Origin of the sequence: Streptomyces mashuensis (assembly GCF_014654785.1) — a bacterium.
GTDB lineage: Bacteria > Actinomycetota > Actinomycetes > Streptomycetales > Streptomycetaceae > Streptomyces > Streptomyces mashuensis.
Genome location: NZ_BNBD01000003.1, coordinates 368,996 through 388,351 on the forward strand (window position 1 = coordinate 368,996; position 19,356 = coordinate 388,351).

Consider the following 19,356-nt stretch of genomic DNA (forward strand, 5'->3'; position numbering starts at 1 on the left):
CGGATGGGACAGGTGTGACGGCGGCCTGGCGTGGAAGACTGCCCCACGTGATCGTGGACTGTGCCATTTACCGGGACGGGCACCGCACCGAGGGCGCCGCGGACTTCTCCGACGCGCTGGACGAGGCGCGGGCGTCGCGGGACGCCTTCCTGTGGATCGGGCTGCACGAACCCACGGAGAAGGAGTTCGAGCTGGTCACCAGCGAGTTCCGGCTGCATCCGCTGGCGGTGGAGGACGCCCTCAACGCGCACCAGCGGCCGAAGCTGGAGGTCTACGACGACTCGTTGTTCGTGGTCCTGAAGCCGGTGGTGTACGACGACGCGGCCGACACGGTCACCACGGGCGAGCTGATGCTGTTCCTCGGCGACTCGTTCGTGGTGACGGTGCGGCACGGCGCGGGCAGCCCGCTGTCGGGCGTGCGGCGGCGGCTGGAGGAGGACCCGGAGCTGCTGGCGCACGGGCCGACGGCGGTGCTGTACGCGGTGAGCGACGCGGTGGTGGACCAGTACACGGACGTGGCGGGGCTGCTCCAGGCGGACCTGGACGAGCTGGAGGCGGACGTCTTCGCCCCGCTGGGCACCGACACCCGGCACACGGCGTCGCGGATCTACTCGTTCAAGCGTCAGCTGGTGGAGTTCCGGCGGGCCACGCTGCCGCTGGCCGATCCGCTGGCCCGGCTGGCGTCGGCGCGGCTGCCGTTCGTCGACGAGCGGGCTCGGCCGTTCTTCCGGGACGTCGGCGACCACCTGACGCGCGCCAACGAGGCGGTGGAGGGCCTGGACCGGCTGCTGACGGACATCCTCTCGGCGCACCTGGCGCAGATGGGGGTGCAGCAGAACGACGACATGCGGAAGATCTCGGCGTGGGCGGCCATGGCGGCCGTGCCGACGATGATCGCGGGCATCTACGGGATGAACTTCACGCACATGCCGGAGCTGCGGCAGCCGTGGGGGTACCCGTCGGCGGTGGTGCTGATGGGTGGGCTGGTGTGGTGGCTGTACCGCACGTTCAAGCGGCGCGGCTGGCTCTGACGTACGACCGGCGTACGGCCCCCTAGGCGAACTCGGGCTCGGGCGTGGCGGGCCCGCCGAGCGCATCGCGCCGCTCGGGCATGGTGAGGGTGACCATGCGGCGCCGGCCGCCGAGGCGTTCGTACGCGTAAACGGCGTGGATGCCGGCCCGCAGCGCCGCCGACTTGGCCGGGGACCAGCGCAGGATGCGGCCCATGCGGGCGGTGACCGCAAGGCTGACGTCGCGGTACACGCGGGCCTCGGCGAGGGCGCTGGTGTGCAGCAGGGCGCGGATGGTGCGGCCGTGGCCGGCGCCGGCCAGGCGCAGCAGTTCCTCGTGGCAGTAGGCGAGGTGGTTGGTCTCGTCCTCGCGGATCATGCGGACGGCCCGGCCGACCTCGGGGTGGTCGCCGAAGTGGGTGGTGAGCATGTCCATCTGCTCGGCGGCGCGCTGTTCGGTGACGCGGCTGTGGGTGAGGTAGACGACGATGTCCCGCTCGGTCAGCGGGGCGTCGGAGCGCAGCTTGCGGTGGGGCAGGCCGATGCCGCGGCGTTCGAGGATCATGGTGTAGTCGGTGTCGGCCGGGACCTCGACGGGTTCCAGGCCGCGCTTGCGCAGCAGGGCGGTGAAGATGCGGCCGTGCTTGTCCTCGTCGGCGCCGTGCCGGGCGATCCTGGGGGCGAGGTGGCGCAGCGAGGCGGGCACAAGGGCGGCGATACGGCCGTTCTCCCAGCCGCCCTGTGCCTCGCCGCCGGCGGCGATGGAGCAGAACAGCCGGAACGCCTCGTCGTCGTCGAGGATCTCCTGGAACAGACTCCGGGCCGAGAGCATGGCCTCACCTCCACAGCCACACTCGATCGCCTGGCGGGGCGGGGCGCAATCGGAGGCGGGGGCGCGCTGACCCGAACGGAGGAGGCGAACGGCCGGGGGAGGCCGGAGGGGATTGGCCGGCCGGGGCGTAACCCCGGGCGCGGCGGGGCGTTGTGCTCGGTGTCGGCCGTGGCGGGGAAGTCCACCCCGAGCCCCCACCACGGCCGAAGGACTGTTCGGGCGTCAGGCCAGGCCGGCCCGCTCCACGGCGTCGACGGCCGCGCGCAGCGTGGCGATGCGCTCGTCGAGGGTGAAGCCGGCCGGGGCCAGCGAGAGGGTGGTGACGCCGGCGTCGGCGTAGGCGCGCATCCGGTCGGCGATGCGGTCGACGGGGCCGATGAGCGCGGTGGAGTCGATCAGCTGGCGCGGCACGGCGGCCGCGGCGCCCTTCTTGTCGCCGGCGAGGTACTTCTCCTGGATCTCGGCGGCCTCCTTCTCATAGCCCATGCGGCGCGCCAGCTTGTTGTAGAAGTTCTGCTTCGCGCTGCCCATGCCGCCGACGTAGAGGGCGGTGTAGGGGCGGAAGACGTCGGCGAGGCCGTCGACGTCGTCGCCGACGGCGATGGGCACGGTGGGGACGAGGTCGAAGCCGTCCATCGTCTTCCCGGCCTTCTCGCGGCCGGCGCGGAGCGGGGCGAGGGTGGTCTCCTCGGCGTGCTCGGGGGCGAAGAAGACGAGCAGCGCGCCGTCGGCGATCTCGCCGGTCTGCTCCAGGTTCTTCGGGCCGATGGCGGCGATGTACAGCGGGATGTGCTCACGCACGGGGTGGACGGTGAGCTTCAGCGGCTTGCCGGGGCCGCCGGGCAGCGGCAGCGTCCAGTGCTCGCCGTCGTGGGCGACGCGCTCCCGGGACATGGCCTTGCGGATGATCTCGACGTACTCGCGGGTGCGGGCGAGGGGCTTGTCGAACTTCACGCCGTACCAGCCCTCGGAGACCTGCGGGCCGGAGACGCCCAGGCCCAGGCGGAAGCGGCCGCCGGAGAGGGAGTCCAGGGTGGCGGCGGTCATCGCGGTCATGGTGGGGGTGCGGGCGGGGATCTGGAAGATGGCGGAGCCCACGTCGATCCGCTCGGTCTGGGCGGCGACCCACGACAGCACGGTGGGCGCGTCGGAACCGTACGCCTCGGCGGCCCAGCACACCGCGTAGCCGAGCCGGTCGGCCTCGCGGGCGACCGCGAGATTGTCCGCGTCCATCCCGGCACCCCAGTAGCCGAGGTTGATTCCGAGCCGCATGCCACACCCCTTACTGATCAGTAACGTCGTCGTTGCGGGGACTCTAGCGCGCGGGGCCCGGGTACGTCACCGGCCGGGGGCGGTGGGCCCGGGGATAGGCTCGCCGGTCATGGAACAAAGGCACCTCGGCCGTACGGGCCTGCGGGTGTCCCGGCTCGGGCTGGGCACCCTCACGTGGGGCCGGGACACGGGGGAACGCGAGGCGGCCGAACTGCTCAGAACGTTCTGGGAGGCGGGCGGCACGCTCGTCGACACGGCCGACGTCTACGCCGACGGCGGCGCGGAGCTGCTCCTGGGCCGGCTGCTCGACGGCCTCGTGCCGCGCCGCGACCTCGTCATCGCCACCAAGGCCGGCAGCGTGCTGGACCCGCACCGGCGCGTGGACTGCTCGCGCGGCCACCTGCTGGCGGCGCTGGACGCATCACTGGAACGGCTGGGCACGGACCACGTCGACGTCTGGCAGCTGCACGCCTTCGACGACCGCACGCCGCTGGAGGAGACCCTCCAGGCCGTCGACCTCGCGGTCAGCAGCGGCCGCGCCCGCTACGCCGGCGTCTTCGGCTTCTGCGGCTGGCAGCTGGCCAAGGCCGCGACGTGGCAGCTGGCCGAGCCGGCCCGGCGCACCCGGATCGCGTGCACGCAGATGGAGTACTCGCTGCTCCAGCGCGGCATCGAGCGCGAGGTGCTGCCGGCCGCGCTCGACCTGGGCGTGGGCGTGCTGCCGGCGTCCCCGCTGGGCCGCGGCGTGCTCACCGGCAAGTACCGGCACGCCACGCCGGCCGGCTCCCGGGGCGCGTCGGAGTACCTGGCGCCGTTCGTCGCCCCCTATCTTGACGAGACGGCACGCCGCGTCGTCGACGCGGTCGGCACGGCGGCCGACGGCCTGGCCACCACCCCCCTCCACATCGCCCTGGCCTGGGTCCGCGACCGCCCGGGCGTCACCGCCCCGCTCCTGGGCGCCCGCACCGCCCAGCAGCTCAGGGCGGCACTGTCAGTGGAGACCCTTACGCTTCCGGACGAGATCTGCCGCGCGCTGGACGACGTCTCGGCGCCGGTGCACCGCTACCCCGACCAGGACTGGAGCACGCTGTGACGACGGACGCCCCGGGCGCCCCCGGCAACCCCGCGCCCCCGCACGAGGGCACCGCGCCCGGCGGCCCCGCCGCCGGGGAGAACGCACCCGGCGCCACCGGCGAGGCCCGTCGGGCGGCCGGGGACGAGCCCGGCGCGGCTCCGCACGACGGAGCGGAGCATGCCGGTACCGAGCCGGTCGCGCCAGTCACGCCCGGAACCGGCGCGGCCGTACCGAGCGAGCCCGCCGTGCCGGGCGACGGCGCGGGCGAGCCCAGCACCCCCTCGCGCGGCGAGGCGGAGCAGGGCGGCGCCGAGCCGGCCGCGCCAGGCACGCCCGGAACCGGCGCGGCCGTACCGAACGAGCCCGCCGTGCCAGGCGACGGCGCCGGCGAGCCCAGCACCCCCTCGCACGCCGGTGCGGAACACGGCGGTGCCGAGCCGGTCGCGGCAGCCGCGGCCCCCGCCGGCCGCACCGGACCGGACAACGCCGCTCCGAGCGAGCCCGCCGTGCCGGGCGACGGCACGGGTGAGCCCGCCGCGCCGACCGCCCCCGCGGCCGGCCCCTCCCCCGAGGGCGACGTCCCCTCGCGGCCCGCCAACCCCGTCGCCGCCGCTCTCGCCGCTGCCGTGCGGGCCGTGGAGAGCGGGGAGCGGTCCGCGGCTTCGTTCTTCAACGAGCCCAGGCCCGCCGCCCCCGCGCGGCGCCCCGCCGCGCCCGCCCCGCGGCCGGTCGTCCCCGCCGCGCCGCGGCCTGCCGCCCGTATCGAGCCCAGCGCCGGGCTGCGCGAGGTGCTCGCCGCCGGCGGCGCGCCCGAGCGCCTCGCGGCGGCGGTCGCCGAGGCGCTCGGTGAGGACGCCGCCGACGCGCTCCGCGAGGACCCGTGGCGGCTCCTCTCCGTGGCCGGGGTGCGGCCCGAGCAGGCCGACGGGTTCGCCCGGGCCCTGCTCGGCGACGCGTGCGGGCCCGGGGACGAGCGGCGGTCGCGCGCCCTGGTCGCCTGGCTGCTCGACCGCGCCGCCCTCGCCGGGCACACCGCCGTCGACGCCGCCACCGTCCGTACCGAGCTGGGCCGGCTCTCCGTACCCGACGCCGAGGCCGCGCTGCACGACGCCATCGCCGACGGCGCCGTCCTCGTCTTCCGGGAAGGGGGCGAGGAGGACGAGGAGGACGCCGTGCGGCTCCTGCTCGGGCTCGACCGGTGGGCCATGGCCGAGGAGAGCCTCGCCGACGGCCTCGCCCGGCTCGTCAACGCCACCCCCGCCGACGACGTCGCCCAGGACGCCTGGGAGGCCGCCGCCGAGGCCGCGCCGTCCCCGTCCGCCGCCGAACTGATCCGCGCCGCCGCCCGCGCCTGCCTCGTCGCGCACAGCGGCGGCGAAGCGGCCCGCGCCGAGCCCGCCGCCCTCGTCACGGCCGCCGCCGGGCTGGGTCTGCGCGCCTGCGCCGCCGCCCACACCGAGGACGGCCGGCGCCGCCTCGCCGAGCTGGGCGTGCCCGAGCCCGTCACCGTCGCCGGCCTGCTCTCCGGCCACGAGGGCCCCGGCCGCGACGAGGACGGCACCCTGGCCCTGGACGTCCTCGCCGTGCTCGACGCACCGCAGTTGGATGTCGAGACGGCGGCCCTGCTGGTCGAGTCCGTCGCCGACGGCACCCGGCTCGTCCTCTCCGGCGACCCCGGCGTGCTCCGCTCCGCCGGCCCCGGCCGGGTCTTCGCCGACCTGCTCGCCGCCAAGGCGTGCCCGGTCGTCGTCTCCCGCACCCCCGACCCCGGCCCGCTCGGCGAGCTCGTCTCGGGCATCGGTGTCGGTGAGCTCACCGCCGTCGACGCCCCCGGCAAGGAGGTCTTCATCGTGCCCGTCCGGGAGCCGGCGGAGGCCGTGCACCGCACGGTGCAGCTCGTCGCCGACTCCATCCCGCGCGCCCTCGGCGTACCCGCCGACCGCACCCAGGTCGTCACACCGGGCCACGGCGGCCCCGCCGGCACCCGCGCCCTGAACGCCGCGCTCAAGGAGCGCCTCAACCCCGGCCCCGGCCGCTTCGGCGGCTTCGACGCCGGCGACCGTGTCGTCCACGTCCCCGCCCCCGGCCGCGCCGTCCCCGGCACGGTCGTCTCCGGCGACGCCGAGGGCCTGAGGCTGGACTGCGCGGGCACGCCCGTGGTCGTACCGCCCGGCCGCGTGGCCGACGAGGTCCGGCACGGCTGGGCCGTCACCGCGCACCAGGCCGCCGGTACGCGCTGGCCGGCCGCCGTGGTCGTCCTGCCGGGCGACGCGGCCGCGACGCTGACCCGCGACTGGGTCTACACGGCCTTCAGCCGGGCCGAGCGCCACCTGTCGGTCGTGCAGGGCGTGGACCAGGCCCTGCCCCGGGCGGTCGCCGAGGTCCCAGCCAAGGAGCGCACCACACGCCTGCGCACCCTGCTCGCCGGCCAGGAGTGACACGCCGCGGCGGTACGGCACCGGTGCCGGTGCCGTACCGCCGCGCGCTCACCGCTTCCGCGTGCGCCCCGAGCCCTCGTCGTCCTCGTCCTCGTCCACCAGGTCGAGGTCCTCGTCGTCGTCCGACTCGTCGTCCGCGTCGTCCTCCTCCTCGTCGAACACCGCGCTGACGTCGAAGCGGCACACGACCCGCTGCGGATCGGCCTGGTCGAACGGGGCCGGGAGCCACTCCCCCGGTTCTGCCGGCTCGTCGACGGCCGTCACCCACAGCGTGGAGTCGCCCTCCTCCAGGCCGAACTCCTTGTGCCGCGAGGCGATCTCGTCCGGTTCGTACTCGCCGAAGACCACGCCCAGCGCCGCGTGCACGCTGCCCTGGCCGGCGCCGCCGGGGCGGCCCGCCTCCGGCTCGGCGTCGACGTCCGGGTCGAGGTCCGCGACGCGCTGTGCCTGGGCGATCAGGCGCTGCGGTTCGACGACGGCGTAGTCCCTGCGGATCAGCACGCTGACCGCACTGGGCTCCTCGGGCCCGGCGTAGGCGGGCAGCGAGTCGTCGCCGGGGATTTCGAAGGGCGTCACCTCGTCATAGGTGTCGTAGAGCAGCTCGTCGTACGCCTCGGCTGTCGCGGCCAGCTCGTTGAACGCGGCGTAGACGGCCGGGTCGTCCTCCCCCGACCGGCGTTCGACGGCCTCGAGGTGACGGTCCAGAGCGGCTTTGACCGCCTCGGCGGCGGCGCGTACCTCGGCAGCGGTGGGCTGCGCAGCATCAGACATAGTGCAGACGCTATCCGCACCGGACCCGTTCCCGCACAATAGATGCGATGCCGGAATACGAATTCTGTGATGTGTATGTGCCCCGGGGTGTCTCCCGCACGGCGGCCACGCGTCTGCTGACCGACCACGCCGAGTACGGGCACTGGGAGTTGGACCGACTACGCCTCTTCCCCGACGGCAGCCGCAAGGTGCGGCTGCGGCGGCGGATCATCCGCCAGCTCCGTGCCACATGGTGACCGCCCGGTGACGGCCGCGCCCCGGGAACACCGGGAACGCCAGGAACGCTGAGGGCGCCGGGAACGCGGCAGCGGGCCCCGCGCCGGTGTGCGCGGGGCCCGCCTCCGGGATCGCTCAGCCCTGGGAGCCGCGGGCCCGGCGGTACAGCACCGCGCCGCCGGCCAGCAGCGCCGCGCTGGCCGCGGCGGCCGCGCCGACCTGGCCCGCACCGGTGTGCGCGAGCTGGGTGGCCTGCTCGACCATGGTCGCGGGCGCGTGCCCGGCGGTGGCGGGCGCCCGGTGGGCGTCCTTCACGTCCAGAACGGGCGCGGCGGGGTGGCCGCCCGGCACGTGGCCGGCGGGGCCGCCGGGGTGCTGGGCCGGCGGCTGGTGGGCGGGCTTCTCCTCGCCCGGCTTGCCGCCGTGGTGGTCACCGCCACCGGGGTGGCCGGGGTGCCCGGGGTGACCGGGGTGGCCCGGGTGACCGGGGTGGTCGCCGTGCGGCGGCTCGTGGTGCCCGCCGCCCTGGTGCACGCCGCCGTCGTTGACGCAGGTGTTGCCGTGCGTGGGGTTGCCGATGCCGACGACGTTGACGCTGTTGCCGCAGGCGTTGAGGCCCACGCCGACCGGGACCTGCACGGTGTTGCCGGAGGCCACGCCCGGCGAGTCGCTCGCGTCGCCGTCGGCCTGGGCGCCGCCGCCGTGGCCGCCGTGGCTGCCGTGGCCGTTGTCGCCGTGACCGTGGCCGTTGTCGCCGTGGCCGCCGCCGTGGTGGGCGCCCGCCTGGCCTCCGTTGACGCAGGTGTTGCCGCTGGCCGGGTTGAGCAGCCCGATGATGTTCACGGTGTTGCCGCAGGCGTTCACCGGGACGTGCACCGGGACCTGCACCGTGTTCCCGGACGCGACGCCCGGGGAATGGGTGGCGGAGCCGGAGGCACCCGAGCTCGCCTGCGCGTAGCCGCCGGCCGCGGCGAGCACGCCGCTCGCAGCGGCCACCGTGATCAGGCCCTTCTTGGTGACCTGTCGCATTTCGTCTTGCCCCTCTGTTTTTGCCATGCCGAACGCGCGCGGATCAGCCGGTCCGTGCGCGATGAATGCCCGGTCGAAAGCCCAGCGGCCCCGGAGTGCGTGGCACCGCACGCCCTCCGGAGCCGCGCGGGCTCAAAAGCTCACGGAATCAGGCAGAACGTCACTTGTTGATGCAGACGTTGCCGAACGTCGGGTTCAGCACACCGACGACGTTCACCGTGTTGCCGCAGGCGTTCACGGGCACCGCGACGGGCACCTGCACGACGTTGCCCGACACAACACCGGGGTTGTTCACCGCGGCCCCCTGGGCCCCCCCGCTCGCGGCAGCCACGCCCGCGCCCACGAGCACGAGACCACTGGTGGCAGCCGCAGCGGCGACAACCTTCTTGAGCATGGATTCCTCCTTGTTGGCGTGCGGTCCCAGCCGCGGACCGCACACCTGTAACGACAGGGAGGTAATAGGGCTACGCGACGCTCGGGGCGTTCACTCGTTCCGGCTAAGAAAACGCCAAATACGCCCAGCGGCTGGTGCGATGGAATCCATGGCGGGCCGGGTCAGCACTGGTCGAGGAATCGGTCGAGCACCCGCACGCCGAATTTCAGCCCGTCCACGGGAACCCGCTCGTCGACGCCGTGGAACATGCCGGCGAAGTCCAGCTCGGGGGGCAGCTGGAGGGGGGCGAATCCGAAGCAGCGGATGCCGAGGTCGGCGAAGGACTTGGCGTCGGTGCCGCCGGAGAGCATGTACGGGACGGCGCGCGCGATGGGGTCCTCGGCCTTGAGGGCCGACTGCATCGCGTCCACCAGCCGGCCGTCGAAGCTGGTCTCCAGGGCCTTGTCGGCGTGCACGTCCTCGCGCTTGACGCGGGGGCCGAGGATCCGGTCGAGGTCGGCGAGGAACTCCTCCTCGTAGCCGGGCAGGAACCGGCCGTCGACGTGCGCGGTGGCCTGGCCGGGGATGACGTTCACCTTGTAGCCGGCGCCCAGCATGGTGGGGGCCGCCGAGTTGCGCAGGGTGGTGCCGATCATCTTGGCGATGCCGCCGAGCTTGGCGAGGGTGGCCTCCATGTCCTCGGGGTCGAGGGGCGTGCCGAGGGCGTCGGACAGCTCGTCGAGGAAGGACCGCACGGTCTTCGTCACGCGGACGGGGAACTCGTGCCGCCCCAGCCGCGCGACGGCCTCGCACAGCTCGGTGATGGCGTTGTCCTTGTTGGTCATCGAGCCGTGCCCGGCCGTGCCCTCGACGGTGAGCCGCATCCAGTGCATGCCCTTCTCGGCCGTCTCGATCAGGTAGAGCCGCAGGTTCTCGTTGACCGTGAAGGAGAAGCCGCCGACCTCGCCGATGGCCTCCGTCACGCCCTCGAACAGCCCGGGGTGCTGGTCGACCAGGTGCCGGGCGCCGTACGTGCCACCGGCCTCCTCGTCGGCGAGGAAGGCCAGCACGATGTCGCGCGGGGGCCGGCGGCCGGAGCGCAGCCGGTCGCGGACCACGGCGAGCGTCATCGCGTCCATGTCCTTCATGTCGACCGCGCCGCGGCCCCACACGCACCCGTCGGCGATCTCGCCGGAGAACGGGTGGTGGGTCCAGTCGGCGGCGTCGGCCGGCACCACGTCCGTGTGGCCGTGGATGAGCAGCGCCGGCCGGGAGGGGTCGGTGCCCTCGATGCGGGCCACGGTGGAGGCCCGGCCCCGGTGCGACTCGATGATCCGTGGCTCCAGGCCGACCTCGGCCAGCTTCTCGGCGACGTACTCGGCGGCGGCCCGCTCCCCGGGCCCGGAGTGGTCCCCGTAGTTGCTGGTGTCGATCCGGATCAGGTCGCGGCAGAGGTCGACGACCTCCTGCTCGCCCGTGCCGGGGCCGGCGGTGGCCGGGCTCGACTCGCTCACGCTGCCTCCTCGTGGTGTGCGGCCGCGGCGGCCCGGGCGGGGCGGCCACGGCATGGTTCCCCCGCCATCCTCCCCCTCTCCCGGCCGCTGCCCAAGGCCACCGGGGGCCATGCGGCCGCCCGACACACGGCCGTAACGATCATGGCCCTGCGGGAGGGGCCGGGGGCGTGATCGAGCACCTCGGATGTTTGGTATTGTTTTCCATGTCGCCGCGGGGAACACCGCGAAGACCGACACCGAGTCCGGGTGGCGGAATGGCAGACGCGCTAGCTTGAGGTGCTAGTGCCCTTTATCGGGCGTGGGGGTTCAAGTCCCCCCTCGGACACCAGAGAAAACCCCAGCTGAGCTGGGGTTTTTCTTATTTTCCGGCGCGTGGGCGGCACGTATGATCGCCCGATGATCACCGACGACGCCCGCGGACGCCGCGGCTCCAGGACCGCTGTGCCCGCACCCTGTCGTGTCACCGTGTGCCGGGGGTGCTGCTGCGGTGATCCGCAGAAGGTGCCGGGGGTCGATCACGCGGGGCAGATCGCGCGGTTGCGGGGGGCGCTGGGCGGGGCCGCGGTGGTGCGGGCGTCGGAGTGCCTCGACGTGTGCGACCAGGCCAATGTGGTGGTCGTGCAGCCGTCCGCGGCGGGGCGGGCGGCCGGGGGGCGGCCCGTGTGGCTGGGACTGGTCAACGACGACGAGGCGCTGGCGGACATCGCCGCCTGGGTGAAGGCGGGCGGCCCCGGGCTGGCCGAGCCGCCCGGGGTGCTGGACCTGTACGCGTTCACCGTCTCGCGGCGCGTGGGCAAGGCGCTGGACTAGCCGTTGCGTTCCAGCCGGTCGAGCCGGTCGAGCTGGTCCAGCTGGAACGCCTCGTTGCCCAGCCCGATGCGGGCGTGCACCTCGGGCCTGCGGGCCTTGAGCAGGAGGCCGTGCGCGAGGCCGGCGGCGACGGCGGCGCCGATGGCGCCGGGCAGGGCCCAGCGCAGGCCGGGGACGGGGTCGTCGTCGAGCAGGGCGGGGAAGTCCCCCACGGTGCGGACGGCCACGGCGAGCAGGGCGGTGCCGGCGACGGCGGTGGCGGCCAGCCGCGGGGCCAGGGCGCGGGCCGCGCCGCGGCGGACGAAGAAGGCGATCACCGCGGCCGCCGTGGCGGCCATGAGCAGGATGACGCCCAGGGCGCCGATCGCACCCATCCACGCGAACAGCCGCTGGACGGGGGTGGTGGGGTCGCCGCCGGGCCGGTCGTCGGTGAGGGCGAAGACGGCGACGGCGGCCAGGGACACGGCGCTCTGCAGCAGGGAACCGTGCGCGGGGGCGCCGCTGGTGCGCGAGGTGCGGCTGACCGCGGCGGGGAGCAGGCCCTCGCGGCCCATCGCGAAGGCGTAGCGGGCGACGACGTTGTGGAAGCTGAGCAGCGCCGCGAACATGCCGGTCAGGTAGAAGACGTGCAGGGCGGTGGTGAAGCCGGTGCCGAGGCGGTCCTCGGCGAGCGTGAAGAGCAGGCCGGGGCCGAGGTCGCGGGCGGCCGCCACGACGCGGGAGGGCCCGGCGGCCACGCTGACGGCCCAGCAGGCCAGGGCGAGGAAGCAGCCGACGAAGGTGACGGCGAGCAGGGTGACGCGGGCGACGGTGACGTGCGGCCGGCTGGTCTCCTCGGCGTAGACGGCGGCCTGTTCGAAGCCCACGAAGGACGCCATGGTGAGGCCGAGGGCGGCGCCCAGCGCGGTGCTGTGCAGCCCGGCCGGTGAGAGGGCCTGGAAGGAGAGGCCGTCGGGGCCCGGGCTGCCGGTGCCGGCGACGACGAAGGCGAGCAGCATGGCGCATTCGGCGAGCAGCAGCACGCCGAGGAGCCGGGCGCTGAGGTCGATCTTCAGCCAGCCCAGGGCGCCGACGGCGGCGACCGCGCCGAGGGCGGGCAGCCACCAGGGGACGGTCGCTCCGAGGTGCTGCCCGAGGAGGCCGGAGAGCTCGTAGCCGAAGATGCCGTAGATGGCGAACTGCAGGGCGCTGTACGAGACGAGGGCGACGACGGAGGCGGCGGCGCCGGCCGTGCCGCCGAGGCCGCGGGCGATGTAGGCGTAGAAGGCGCCGGCGTTGTGGACGTGGCGGCTCATCTCGGCGTAGCCGGTGGTGAACAGGAGGAGGACGAGGCCGAGGCCGGCGAAGAGGAGGGGTTGCGCGGTGACGCCCATGGTGCCGTAGGTGGCCGGCATGACGCCGGCGGTGGACATCAGGGGCGCGCTGGCGGCGACGACGGACACCAGGAGGCCGGGGGTGCCGATCCGGCCGGCCCGCAGCCGCCGTCTCTGCCCGTGGCCGTGCGCCCGGGACCGCGCCGTGGACTGCCCCTTGTACGTGCGGATGTCGGTGGTGCGGCCGGTGGGCATGGTGGGGTGGGTCCTTCCCTGGTGGGGCGGCGGCGGGCGGGCGGTCAGGCGACGCCGAGCGCGGCGCGGCGGGCCGCGCGGAACGCGGCCGCCGGGTCCCGGTCGGGGTAGGACCAGGGGGCGCGGGTGGCGTGCGGGCCGATGCGGGTGAGCAGGGCGGCGGCCTCGGCGTGCCGGCCCTCGTGGTGCTTGGCGTGGGCGAGGTGGTTGAGGTCGACGAGGCGCCGGGGGTGGGTGCCGGTGGCGCCCGGGGTGCCGGTGTCCCATTCCAGCCACCAGTCGAAGGCGGCGCGGAGGACCTGGCGGGCGCGCGGGGTGGCCCAGTGGCCGGAGCGGGCGGGGTCGGGGTCGGTGAGGCCGGCGCGGGCGAGGACGCGGTAGCGCTCGGCGTGGGCGACGACGGGCAGCAGGGCCAGGGGCGAGCCGGGGGGTGCCTGCTCGGCGGCCCAGGCGGCGAAGTCGTACACCTCGTGCAGGGGGTCGTCGTGGTCGCCCTCCTGGTGCTCGGCGAGGCAGGCAGCCATGAGGTGGTGGGCGTGGTGGTGGGCCCGGTGCCGGGCGCGGACCTGGTCGAACGCGCGGGCCCGCTCGTCGTGGCCGCCGGTGGCGCGGGCGAGGAGGAGGACGGCGAGCCAGGGGGTGGGGTCGCGGGGGGCCATGGCGGCCGCGGCGCGGCACAGGGCGCGGGCGGTGCCGGGGCTGTCCTGGCCGCGCAGGGCCCGGAAGACGGTGGCGCAGGCGAGCAGGACGGCGGCGTCGGCGCTGCCGGGTTCGGCCAGCTGCCACTCGCGGGCCCAGGCGGCGCTGGCGGTGCCGCGGGCGAGGACGACGACGCGGTGGCCGCGGCGGTCCCAGTCCTCGCCGGTGCGGGCCAGCAGGCGGCGGGCGGCGGACCAGCGGCCGCGGACGAGGTCGTCCCGGGCGGCGGCGAGGCCGGCGTCGTCGAGGGCCGGGTCGAAGGCCGGCCCGTCCTTGGCTCGGTGGCGGCCCAGGAGCGGGGGCGTCATCTGCGGGCTTCCTCCACGGCGTGCGTCCCCTGCGGGCGCCGGTTCGGTACATCCTCGAACGTATTTTTCGTCGATCACGCACAGCAAACCGGTAGTCACGGCTCCGCGTCAAGGCGGTCCGGCCCGGCCGGCCGGTGCACGGAATCCGGGGGCGGGTGCGTGTCCCCCGCTTCCGGTGGTTGAACGGAGGAAAGGCGGGTACTCGGCAGCCGGGCCGCCCGCCGGGCGGCTATCGTCAGCAGTCAGGACCCGTTCCGGACCTCCTGCCGGCCTCCGGCCGGGGCTCCGGGCAAGTCTCCGCCACCGCGAGGTCTTGAGGTGCGCGACGTGATGGTCTTCGTCTTCGCCCTGAGTGCGGCCTGCTGCCTGGGCGTCGGCTTCGTGTTCCAGCAGAACGCCGCCCAGCGGGCGCCCATGAGCGACTTCCTGTCGCTGCGGCTGCTGCTGGACCTGGCCCGGATGCCCCGCTGGCTGGCCGGCATCGCGCTGATGGTCTGCGGCATGGGCCTGGGCGCCGCCGCGCTGAGCTGGGGCGAGGTGTCGCTGGTCGACCCGCTGATGGCGACCAACCTGCTGTTCGCCATGGCCCTCTCCCGCTGGCAGACCAAGCAGCCGCTGGGCCGCAGCGGCTGGGGCGGGCTGTGGCTGCTGGCGGGCGGCGTCGCCGCGTTCGTCCTGGCCGGCCGGCCCCATGGCGGGGCCACCGTCACCGACCCGCTGCGGCACTGGCTGGTGGTCGGGGTGATGGTGGGCACGGCGCTGCTGCTGGCGGCCGTCTCCAAGCGGGTGCGGATGAGCACCGAGGCCGCCCTGCTGGCGGTGGCGGCCGGCCTGCTCTACGGGCTGCAGGACGCCCTCACACGGGTCAGCGGCGGACGCTTCGCGCACGGCGGCTGGGCGGAGCTGGTCACCGGCTGGCAGCCGTACGCGGTGCTCGCCCTGGGCGTCACCGCGCTGGTGATGGTGCAGAGCGCCTTCGAGACGGCACCGCTGCGGATGTCGCTGCCCGCGCTGACCGCCGCCCAGCCGCTGGCCGGCATCGCCTGCGGCGTGGGGTTCATGGGCGACCGGCTGCGCACCACGCCCGGGGCGCTGGCCTGGGAGGTGGCGGGCCTGGTGGCCATCGTCTGCGGCATCGTGCTCATCGGCCGGCACCCGGCGATGCCCTCGGGCACGCCCCGGCCCCGCCCGGTGCACGACCTCCAGCCGCGCTGAGCCGGGGGCGTGCGCCTGCCCGGGCAGGGCCGGATGGGGTTGGATGGCGTCATGACCGAACCCCTGTCGCAGGACGAGCTGCTGGACATCGTCGACGAGCAGGACCGCGTGGTGGGGCAGGCCCGCCGGGCCGACGCGTATGCGCGCCGGCTCCGGCACCGCTCGACCTTCATCCTGGTGCGCGACGCGGCCGGACGGGTGTTCGTACACCGCCGTACCGACCGGAAGCTCGTCTTCCCGTCCCACTACGACATGTTCGTGGGCGGCGTGGTCGGCGCGGGCGAGGAGTACGACGCGGCGGCGCTGCGCGAGGCCGAGGAGGAGCTGGGCGTCAGCGGCCTGCCGGCCCCCACGCCCCTGTTCCGCTTCCTCTACGAGGCGCCCGAGCACAGCTGGTGGAGCGCGGTCTACGAGGTCCGCTGCGACCTTCCGGTGAAGCCCCAGGAGGAGGAAGTGGCCTGGTACGGGTTCCTCACCGAGGAGGAGCTCGGCCGGCGGCTGGAGGAGTGGGAGTTCACGCCGGACGGCGTGGAGGCGTACCGGCTGCTGCGGGAGCACCGCCGGGCCGGCGCCTGAGCAACCGCTCCCCCGGGCTCAGTCCACCCTGACGACGATCTTCCCGCGGGTGTGGCCCCGGGCGCTCAGCCGGTGCGCGTCGGCAGTCTTCTCCAGCGGGAACACCTCGGCGACCTCGACCGTCAGCACGCCCTGCTCGGCCATCCGGGACAGGGCCACGAGCCCGGCGGTGTCCGGCCGTACCCACAGCAGCCGGCCGCCCAGGGCGGCCACGGCCGGGTCGACGATCGAGACCAGGCGGGCGCCGGGCGCCGTGACGTCGGGCGACGTGCCGATGGTGCCGCCGCCGGCGAAGTCGAGGACGGCGTCCACGCCGCCCGGCGCCAGGGCCCGTACGCGCCCGGCCAGCCCCTCGCCGTAGGTGACGGGCTCGGCGCCCAGCGACCGGAGGAAGTCGTGGTTGTGCTCGCCGGCGGTGCCGACGACGCGGGCGCCCAGGTGCCGGGCGATCTGGACGGCCATCGACCCGACGCCGCCGGCCGCCGCGTGCACCAGCACCGTGTCGCCCTCGCCGACGCGGGCGGCGCGCAGCGCCTGGTAGGCGGTCAGGCCGGCCAGCGGCAGCCCGGCGGCCTGTTCGAAACTCATGCCGGCGGGTTTGGGGGCCAGGGTGCGCACGGGCGCGGCCACGTACTCGGCGAAGGTGCCCCGGGAGAGGAAGTCCTCGCGGACGTAGCCGACGACCTCGTCGCCCTCGCGGAACTCGGGGGTGTCGGCGCCCAGGCCCACGACGACGCCGGCCACGTCCCAGCCGGGCACCACGGGGAAGACGGGGTCGAGCATGCCGTCGAGGTGGCCCTCGCGCGCCTTCCAGTCGACCGGGTTGACCGCGGCGGCCCTGACCTCGACCAGCACGCTGTCGGGCCCGACCTTGGGCTTGGGCAGGTCCCCGTACTCCAGCACCTCGGGACCGCCGTAGGAGCGGTAGCTCACTGCCTTCACCGGTCGGCCTCCGTCCGCGCTGTCCTCTCCCGTCCCCCTTCGCCATACTTCGCATGATCGACGCAACCGCGCAACCGCCGGAGGACCACCGATGACCCGTTCGCGCACGCCCGACGCCGGGGCCGGGGCGACCGAGCCCTACACCGTCCCGGTCGCCCCCGGGGTGACCGCCTACATCCAGCCCGACGGCGGCTGGTGCCTGAACAACGCCGGGTTCGTCAGCGACGGCCGGCGCACCGTGCTGATCGACACGGCGCCCACCGAGCGCCGGGCCCGGGCGCTGCGCGACGCGGTGCTCGCCACCGGCGCCCCGGTGCCGGCCACGGTGGTCAACACCCACCACCACGGCGACCACACGTACGGCAACTGCGTCTTCCCCGAGGCGACGATCGTCGGTCATGCCGACTGCCGGAGGGCGACGCTGGAGGCCGGGCTCCAGCTGCACCAGATGTGGCCGGAGGTGGAGTACGGGCAGGTGGAGGTCACGGCGCCCACCCTCACGTACACCGACCGCCTCGCGCTCCACGTGGGGGACACCGAGATCCACCTGATCCACCCCGGCGTGGCGCACACGGTCGGCGACACCATCGCCTGGCTGCCGGAGCAGCGCGTGGTGTTCACCGGTGACCTGGTCTTCCACGGGGGCACGCCGTTCGTCCTCATGGGGTCCGTGGCGGGCTCGCTGCGCGCGCTGGAGGTGCTGCGCGGCCTGGACGCGGAGGTCGTGGTGCCGGGGCACGGCCGGGTGACGGGGCCGGAGGCGTACGAGCCGGTCGAGGCGTACCTGCGGTTCGTCCAGGAGCTGGCGCGCGAGGGGCGGGCGGCGGGCCGTACCCCGCTGGAGACGGCCCGGGCCGCGGACCTGGGCGAGTTCGCGGCCCTCCAGGAGAGCGAGCGCCTGGTGGCCAATCTGCACCGGGCGTACGCGGAACTGGAGGGGCTGCCGCCGGGGGCCCCGCTGGACGTGGTGGCGGTGTCGGCCGACATGATGGAGATGAACGGCGGGCGTCCTCTGCTCTGTCACGCCTGAGCCGTCTCGACCGACACCCACGGGGGGAAACATGCGCACCTGGAGAGCGACGAAAGCGACAAGAGCGGCACGGGCCGTACGGGCCCTGCCCGCCGCGGTCCTGGCCCTGCTGGGCCCGGCCGCGGCGCCGTCCGCCGCTGCGGACGGCGGCACCTCCACGGCCACCTACACGGTCTGGCAGTGGAACGTGGCCGGCGACGCGATGAACCACAACTCGACGACGAACGGCATGGTGAACGCCGCCGCCACGTCGATCCTCAACCGCGACGCCGACTTCGTCGCCCTCAACGAGCTGTGCGCAAGCCAGTACCGCGCGCTGGTGGACACCCTGCGCGCCGCGCACTGGCCGGTGGACGACGCCAACTTCGCGCGGTTCGAGGGCACGTACCCCGCGAAGACGGCGGTGTGCGGCGGCGAGGAGCTGGGCATCGCCGTCTTCAGCAAGCGGCCGCTGGGCGTCGCGGACCGGTTCGCGCTGCCCGACGACGGCAAGCGGGAGAAGCGCAAGCTGCTCTGCGCCGGCCTGAAGGACCAGCCGCACGTCAAGTTCTGCGCCACGCACCTGACGTACGTGGACGCGTACCGCAAGCCCCAGCTGGACTTCGTCCGCGACCGCCTGGAGGGCTACTACCGCGGGGGCGACACGGTCCTCACCGCCGGCGACTTCAACATGGAGCCGGACTGGGGGCGGATGGACGACGTCTACTCGTCCGCCGTGAACACCCCGTACAACGGCCGCAACACGGGTCACTACCACGAGCTGGACGACGACGACCCGGCCGAGTGCCACGGCTACGGGGAGTCGACCGTCAGCACGGTCGTCCCCGAGGCGGCGGGCCCGTGCGGCACCGGGCAGAAGATCGACTTCGTCTTCGTCCGCGAGGACCGGATCGCCGGCGCGTACGGGGCCGACTCGCTGGCCCCGTCCACCCAGTGCGGCGGCGGCCTCTGCTCCGACCACCGCATCCTGACCGGCACCGTCACCGTCTCCGTCAAGGACTGACGGCCGCGGGCCCGTTACGGCCGCAGGGACCGCATCAGCAGGTCGGCGAGGTGGTCGGCGACCTGCCGGGGGCCGAACTCGCCGTCGGGCCGGTACCAGTTGCCGAGGTGGTGGACGGAGCCGAAGTGGTAGTCCACCACCAGGTCGGCGGGGGTGGCGGTGCTGAACACGCCGGTGCGCTGGCCCTCTTCCACCAGGGCGCGGAACCGTTCGTGGTAGCGGCGGCGTTCGGCCCGCACCTGGCGGAGCTTCTCGGGTGAGAGGTGGTGCATGGAGCGGAAGAAGATGGTGGTGTCGTCGAGGTTCTCCACCGTCGTGACGACGACGTCGGCCGCCGCGTCCCGCAGCCGCTGCTCCACGGGGGCGTCGGCACCCGCCAGCGCGTCGAGCCGCTCCTGCTGCAACCGCAGTACCCGCCCGTAGATCTCGTGCAGCAGGTCGTCCTTGGACCCGAAGTAGTGGTACAGGGCGCCCTTGGTGACGCCCGCGGCCTCCACGATGTCCTGGACGGACGTGCGGTCGTAGCCGCGCTCCGCGAACAGCCGGGTGGCGGCGGCCAGGAGCCGCCGCGGCACCGGTCTGCGGCTGTGGTCCGTGGTCCCGGCCGCCACCGTTCTGGTCGTCATCGCCGCCACCCGCCTTCCGCCGTCTGTGCCGTGCGCGCCGGACGGGCGC

General features: G+C 74.8%; 19 protein-coding genes and 1 tRNA gene. 10 read left to right on the plus strand and 10 right to left on the minus strand.

What is annotated here, in order from left to right; genetic code table 11:
* Nucleotides 1–38: 38 nt before the first annotated feature.
* On the plus strand, nt 39–1,031 hold the full coding sequence (locus IE305_RS11080; protein ID WP_190129462.1) for a magnesium and cobalt transport protein CorA: 993 nt from the start codon (nt 39–41) through the stop codon (nt 1,029–1,031).
* 22 nt (nt 1,032–1,053) lie between these two features.
* Here IE305_RS11080 and IE305_RS11085 read toward each other — a convergent pair whose 3' ends face one another.
* Together IE305_RS11085 and IE305_RS11090 are read right to left on the minus strand one after the other, a co-directional pair.
* Nucleotides 1,054–1,842 (minus strand): ferritin-like domain-containing protein, encoded by a 789-nt coding sequence (locus IE305_RS11085; RefSeq protein ID WP_190129328.1) that lies wholly within the window; start codon nt 1,840–1,842, stop codon nt 1,054–1,056.
* Nucleotides 1,843–2,064: 222 nt separating this feature from the next.
* Nucleotides 2,065–3,114, minus strand: coding sequence for an LLM class F420-dependent oxidoreductase (locus IE305_RS11090; protein WP_190129329.1), 1,050 nt, complete (start codon nt 3,112–3,114; stop codon nt 2,065–2,067).
* A gap of 109 nt (nt 3,115–3,223) precedes the next feature.
* Here IE305_RS11090 and IE305_RS11095 point away from each other — a divergent pair, with 109 nt between their 5' ends.
* On the plus strand, nt 3,224–4,207 hold the full coding sequence (locus tag IE305_RS11095; RefSeq protein WP_190129330.1) for an aldo/keto reductase: 984 nt from the start codon (nt 3,224–3,226) through the stop codon (nt 4,205–4,207).
* Nucleotides 4,208–4,434: 227 nt separating this feature from the next.
* Nucleotides 4,435–6,627: a helix-hairpin-helix domain-containing protein gene (locus IE305_RS11100; RefSeq protein WP_444546161.1), complete on the plus strand. Its 2,193-nt coding sequence runs from the start codon at nt 4,435–4,437 to the stop codon at nt 6,625–6,627.
* 48 nt (nt 6,628–6,675) lie between these two features.
* Here the strand turns inward: IE305_RS11100 and IE305_RS11105 are convergent, their stop codons facing one another.
* On the minus strand, nt 6,676–7,398 hold the full coding sequence (locus IE305_RS11105; protein WP_190129332.1) for a hypothetical protein: 723 nt from the start codon (nt 7,396–7,398) through the stop codon (nt 6,676–6,678).
* Between the two features lie 47 nt (nt 7,399–7,445).
* Here IE305_RS11105 and IE305_RS11110 point away from each other — a divergent pair, with 47 nt between their 5' ends.
* Entirely contained in the window at nt 7,446–7,634 is a 189-nt protein-coding gene (locus IE305_RS11110) for a DUF5703 family protein (RefSeq protein WP_190129333.1), read from the plus strand.
* A gap of 115 nt (nt 7,635–7,749) precedes the next feature.
* On the opposite strand, the gene IE305_RS33670 is transcribed toward IE305_RS11110, so the two are convergent.
* From IE305_RS33670 to IE305_RS11125, 3 genes are all read right to left on the minus strand, one after another.
* Nucleotides 7,750–8,643 carry a chaplin gene (locus IE305_RS33670; RefSeq protein ID WP_190129334.1) on the minus strand — a complete coding sequence of 298 codons (894 nt, stop codon included), beginning with the start codon at nt 8,641–8,643 and terminating at the stop codon, nt 7,750–7,752.
* A gap of 160 nt (nt 8,644–8,803) precedes the next feature.
* Nucleotides 8,804–9,037 (minus strand): chaplin, encoded by a 234-nt coding sequence (locus IE305_RS11120; RefSeq protein ID WP_190129335.1) that lies wholly within the window; start codon nt 9,035–9,037, stop codon nt 8,804–8,806.
* A 161-nt stretch (nt 9,038–9,198) separates the two neighbouring features.
* Nucleotides 9,199–10,530, minus strand: a complete 1,332-nt coding sequence (locus IE305_RS11125) for a M20/M25/M40 family metallo-hydrolase (RefSeq protein WP_190129336.1) — start codon at nt 10,528–10,530, stop codon at nt 9,199–9,201.
* A 240-nt stretch (nt 10,531–10,770) separates the two neighbouring features.
* Between IE305_RS11125 and IE305_RS11130 the strand changes: the two genes are divergently transcribed.
* Nucleotides 10,771–10,858: transfer RNA gene (locus IE305_RS11130), tRNA-Leu, on the plus strand.
* A 68-nt stretch (nt 10,859–10,926) separates the two neighbouring features.
* Nucleotides 10,927–11,340, plus strand: coding sequence for a (2Fe-2S) ferredoxin domain-containing protein (locus IE305_RS11135; protein WP_190129337.1), 414 nt, complete (start codon nt 10,927–10,929; stop codon nt 11,338–11,340).
* On the opposite strand, the gene IE305_RS11140 is transcribed toward IE305_RS11135, so the two are convergent.
* Nucleotides 11,337–12,908: an APC family permease gene (locus IE305_RS11140; protein WP_190129338.1), complete on the minus strand. Its 1,572-nt coding sequence runs from the start codon at nt 12,906–12,908 to the stop codon at nt 11,337–11,339. The two genes, IE305_RS11135 and IE305_RS11140, sit on opposite strands and share 4 nt — an antisense overlap.
* A gap of 44 nt (nt 12,909–12,952) precedes the next feature.
* A complete protein-coding gene (locus IE305_RS11145; protein WP_190129339.1) occupies nt 12,953–13,915 on the minus strand; it encodes a hypothetical protein in 963 nt (320 codons plus the stop codon).
* Nucleotides 13,916–14,245: 330 nt separating this feature from the next.
* On the opposite strand from IE305_RS11145, the gene IE305_RS11150 reads away from it, so the two are divergent.
* Together IE305_RS11150 and IE305_RS11155 are read left to right on the plus strand one after the other, a co-directional pair.
* Nucleotides 14,246–15,130 (plus strand): DMT family transporter, encoded by an 885-nt coding sequence (locus IE305_RS11150; RefSeq protein ID WP_190129463.1) that lies wholly within the window; start codon nt 14,246–14,248, stop codon nt 15,128–15,130.
* Between the two features lie 51 nt (nt 15,131–15,181).
* Nucleotides 15,182–15,706, plus strand: a complete 525-nt coding sequence (locus IE305_RS11155) for an NUDIX domain-containing protein (protein ID WP_229890804.1) — start codon at nt 15,182–15,184, stop codon at nt 15,704–15,706.
* An 18-nt stretch (nt 15,707–15,724) separates the two neighbouring features.
* On the opposite strand, the gene IE305_RS11160 is transcribed toward IE305_RS11155, so the two are convergent.
* On the minus strand, nt 15,725–16,648 hold the full coding sequence (locus tag IE305_RS11160; protein WP_190129341.1) for an NADP-dependent oxidoreductase: 924 nt from the start codon (nt 16,646–16,648) through the stop codon (nt 15,725–15,727).
* A gap of 91 nt (nt 16,649–16,739) precedes the next feature.
* Between IE305_RS11160 and IE305_RS11165 the strand changes: the two genes are divergently transcribed.
* Both IE305_RS11165 and IE305_RS11170 read left to right on the plus strand, forming a co-directional pair.
* The gene (locus IE305_RS11165) at nt 16,740–17,678 is read left to right on the plus strand and encodes an MBL fold metallo-hydrolase (RefSeq protein WP_190129342.1); all 939 of its coding nucleotides are present in this window, start codon (nt 16,740–16,742) and stop codon (nt 17,676–17,678) included.
* A 31-nt stretch (nt 17,679–17,709) separates the two neighbouring features.
* Nucleotides 17,710–18,681, plus strand: coding sequence for an endonuclease/exonuclease/phosphatase family protein (locus tag IE305_RS11170; RefSeq protein WP_190129343.1), 972 nt, complete (start codon nt 17,710–17,712; stop codon nt 18,679–18,681).
* A 14-nt stretch (nt 18,682–18,695) separates the two neighbouring features.
* On the opposite strand, the gene IE305_RS11175 is transcribed toward IE305_RS11170, so the two are convergent.
* Nucleotides 18,696–19,307, minus strand: coding sequence for a TetR/AcrR family transcriptional regulator (locus IE305_RS11175; RefSeq protein WP_190129344.1), 612 nt, complete (start codon nt 19,305–19,307; stop codon nt 18,696–18,698).
* Nucleotides 19,308–19,356 lie beyond the last annotated feature (49 nt).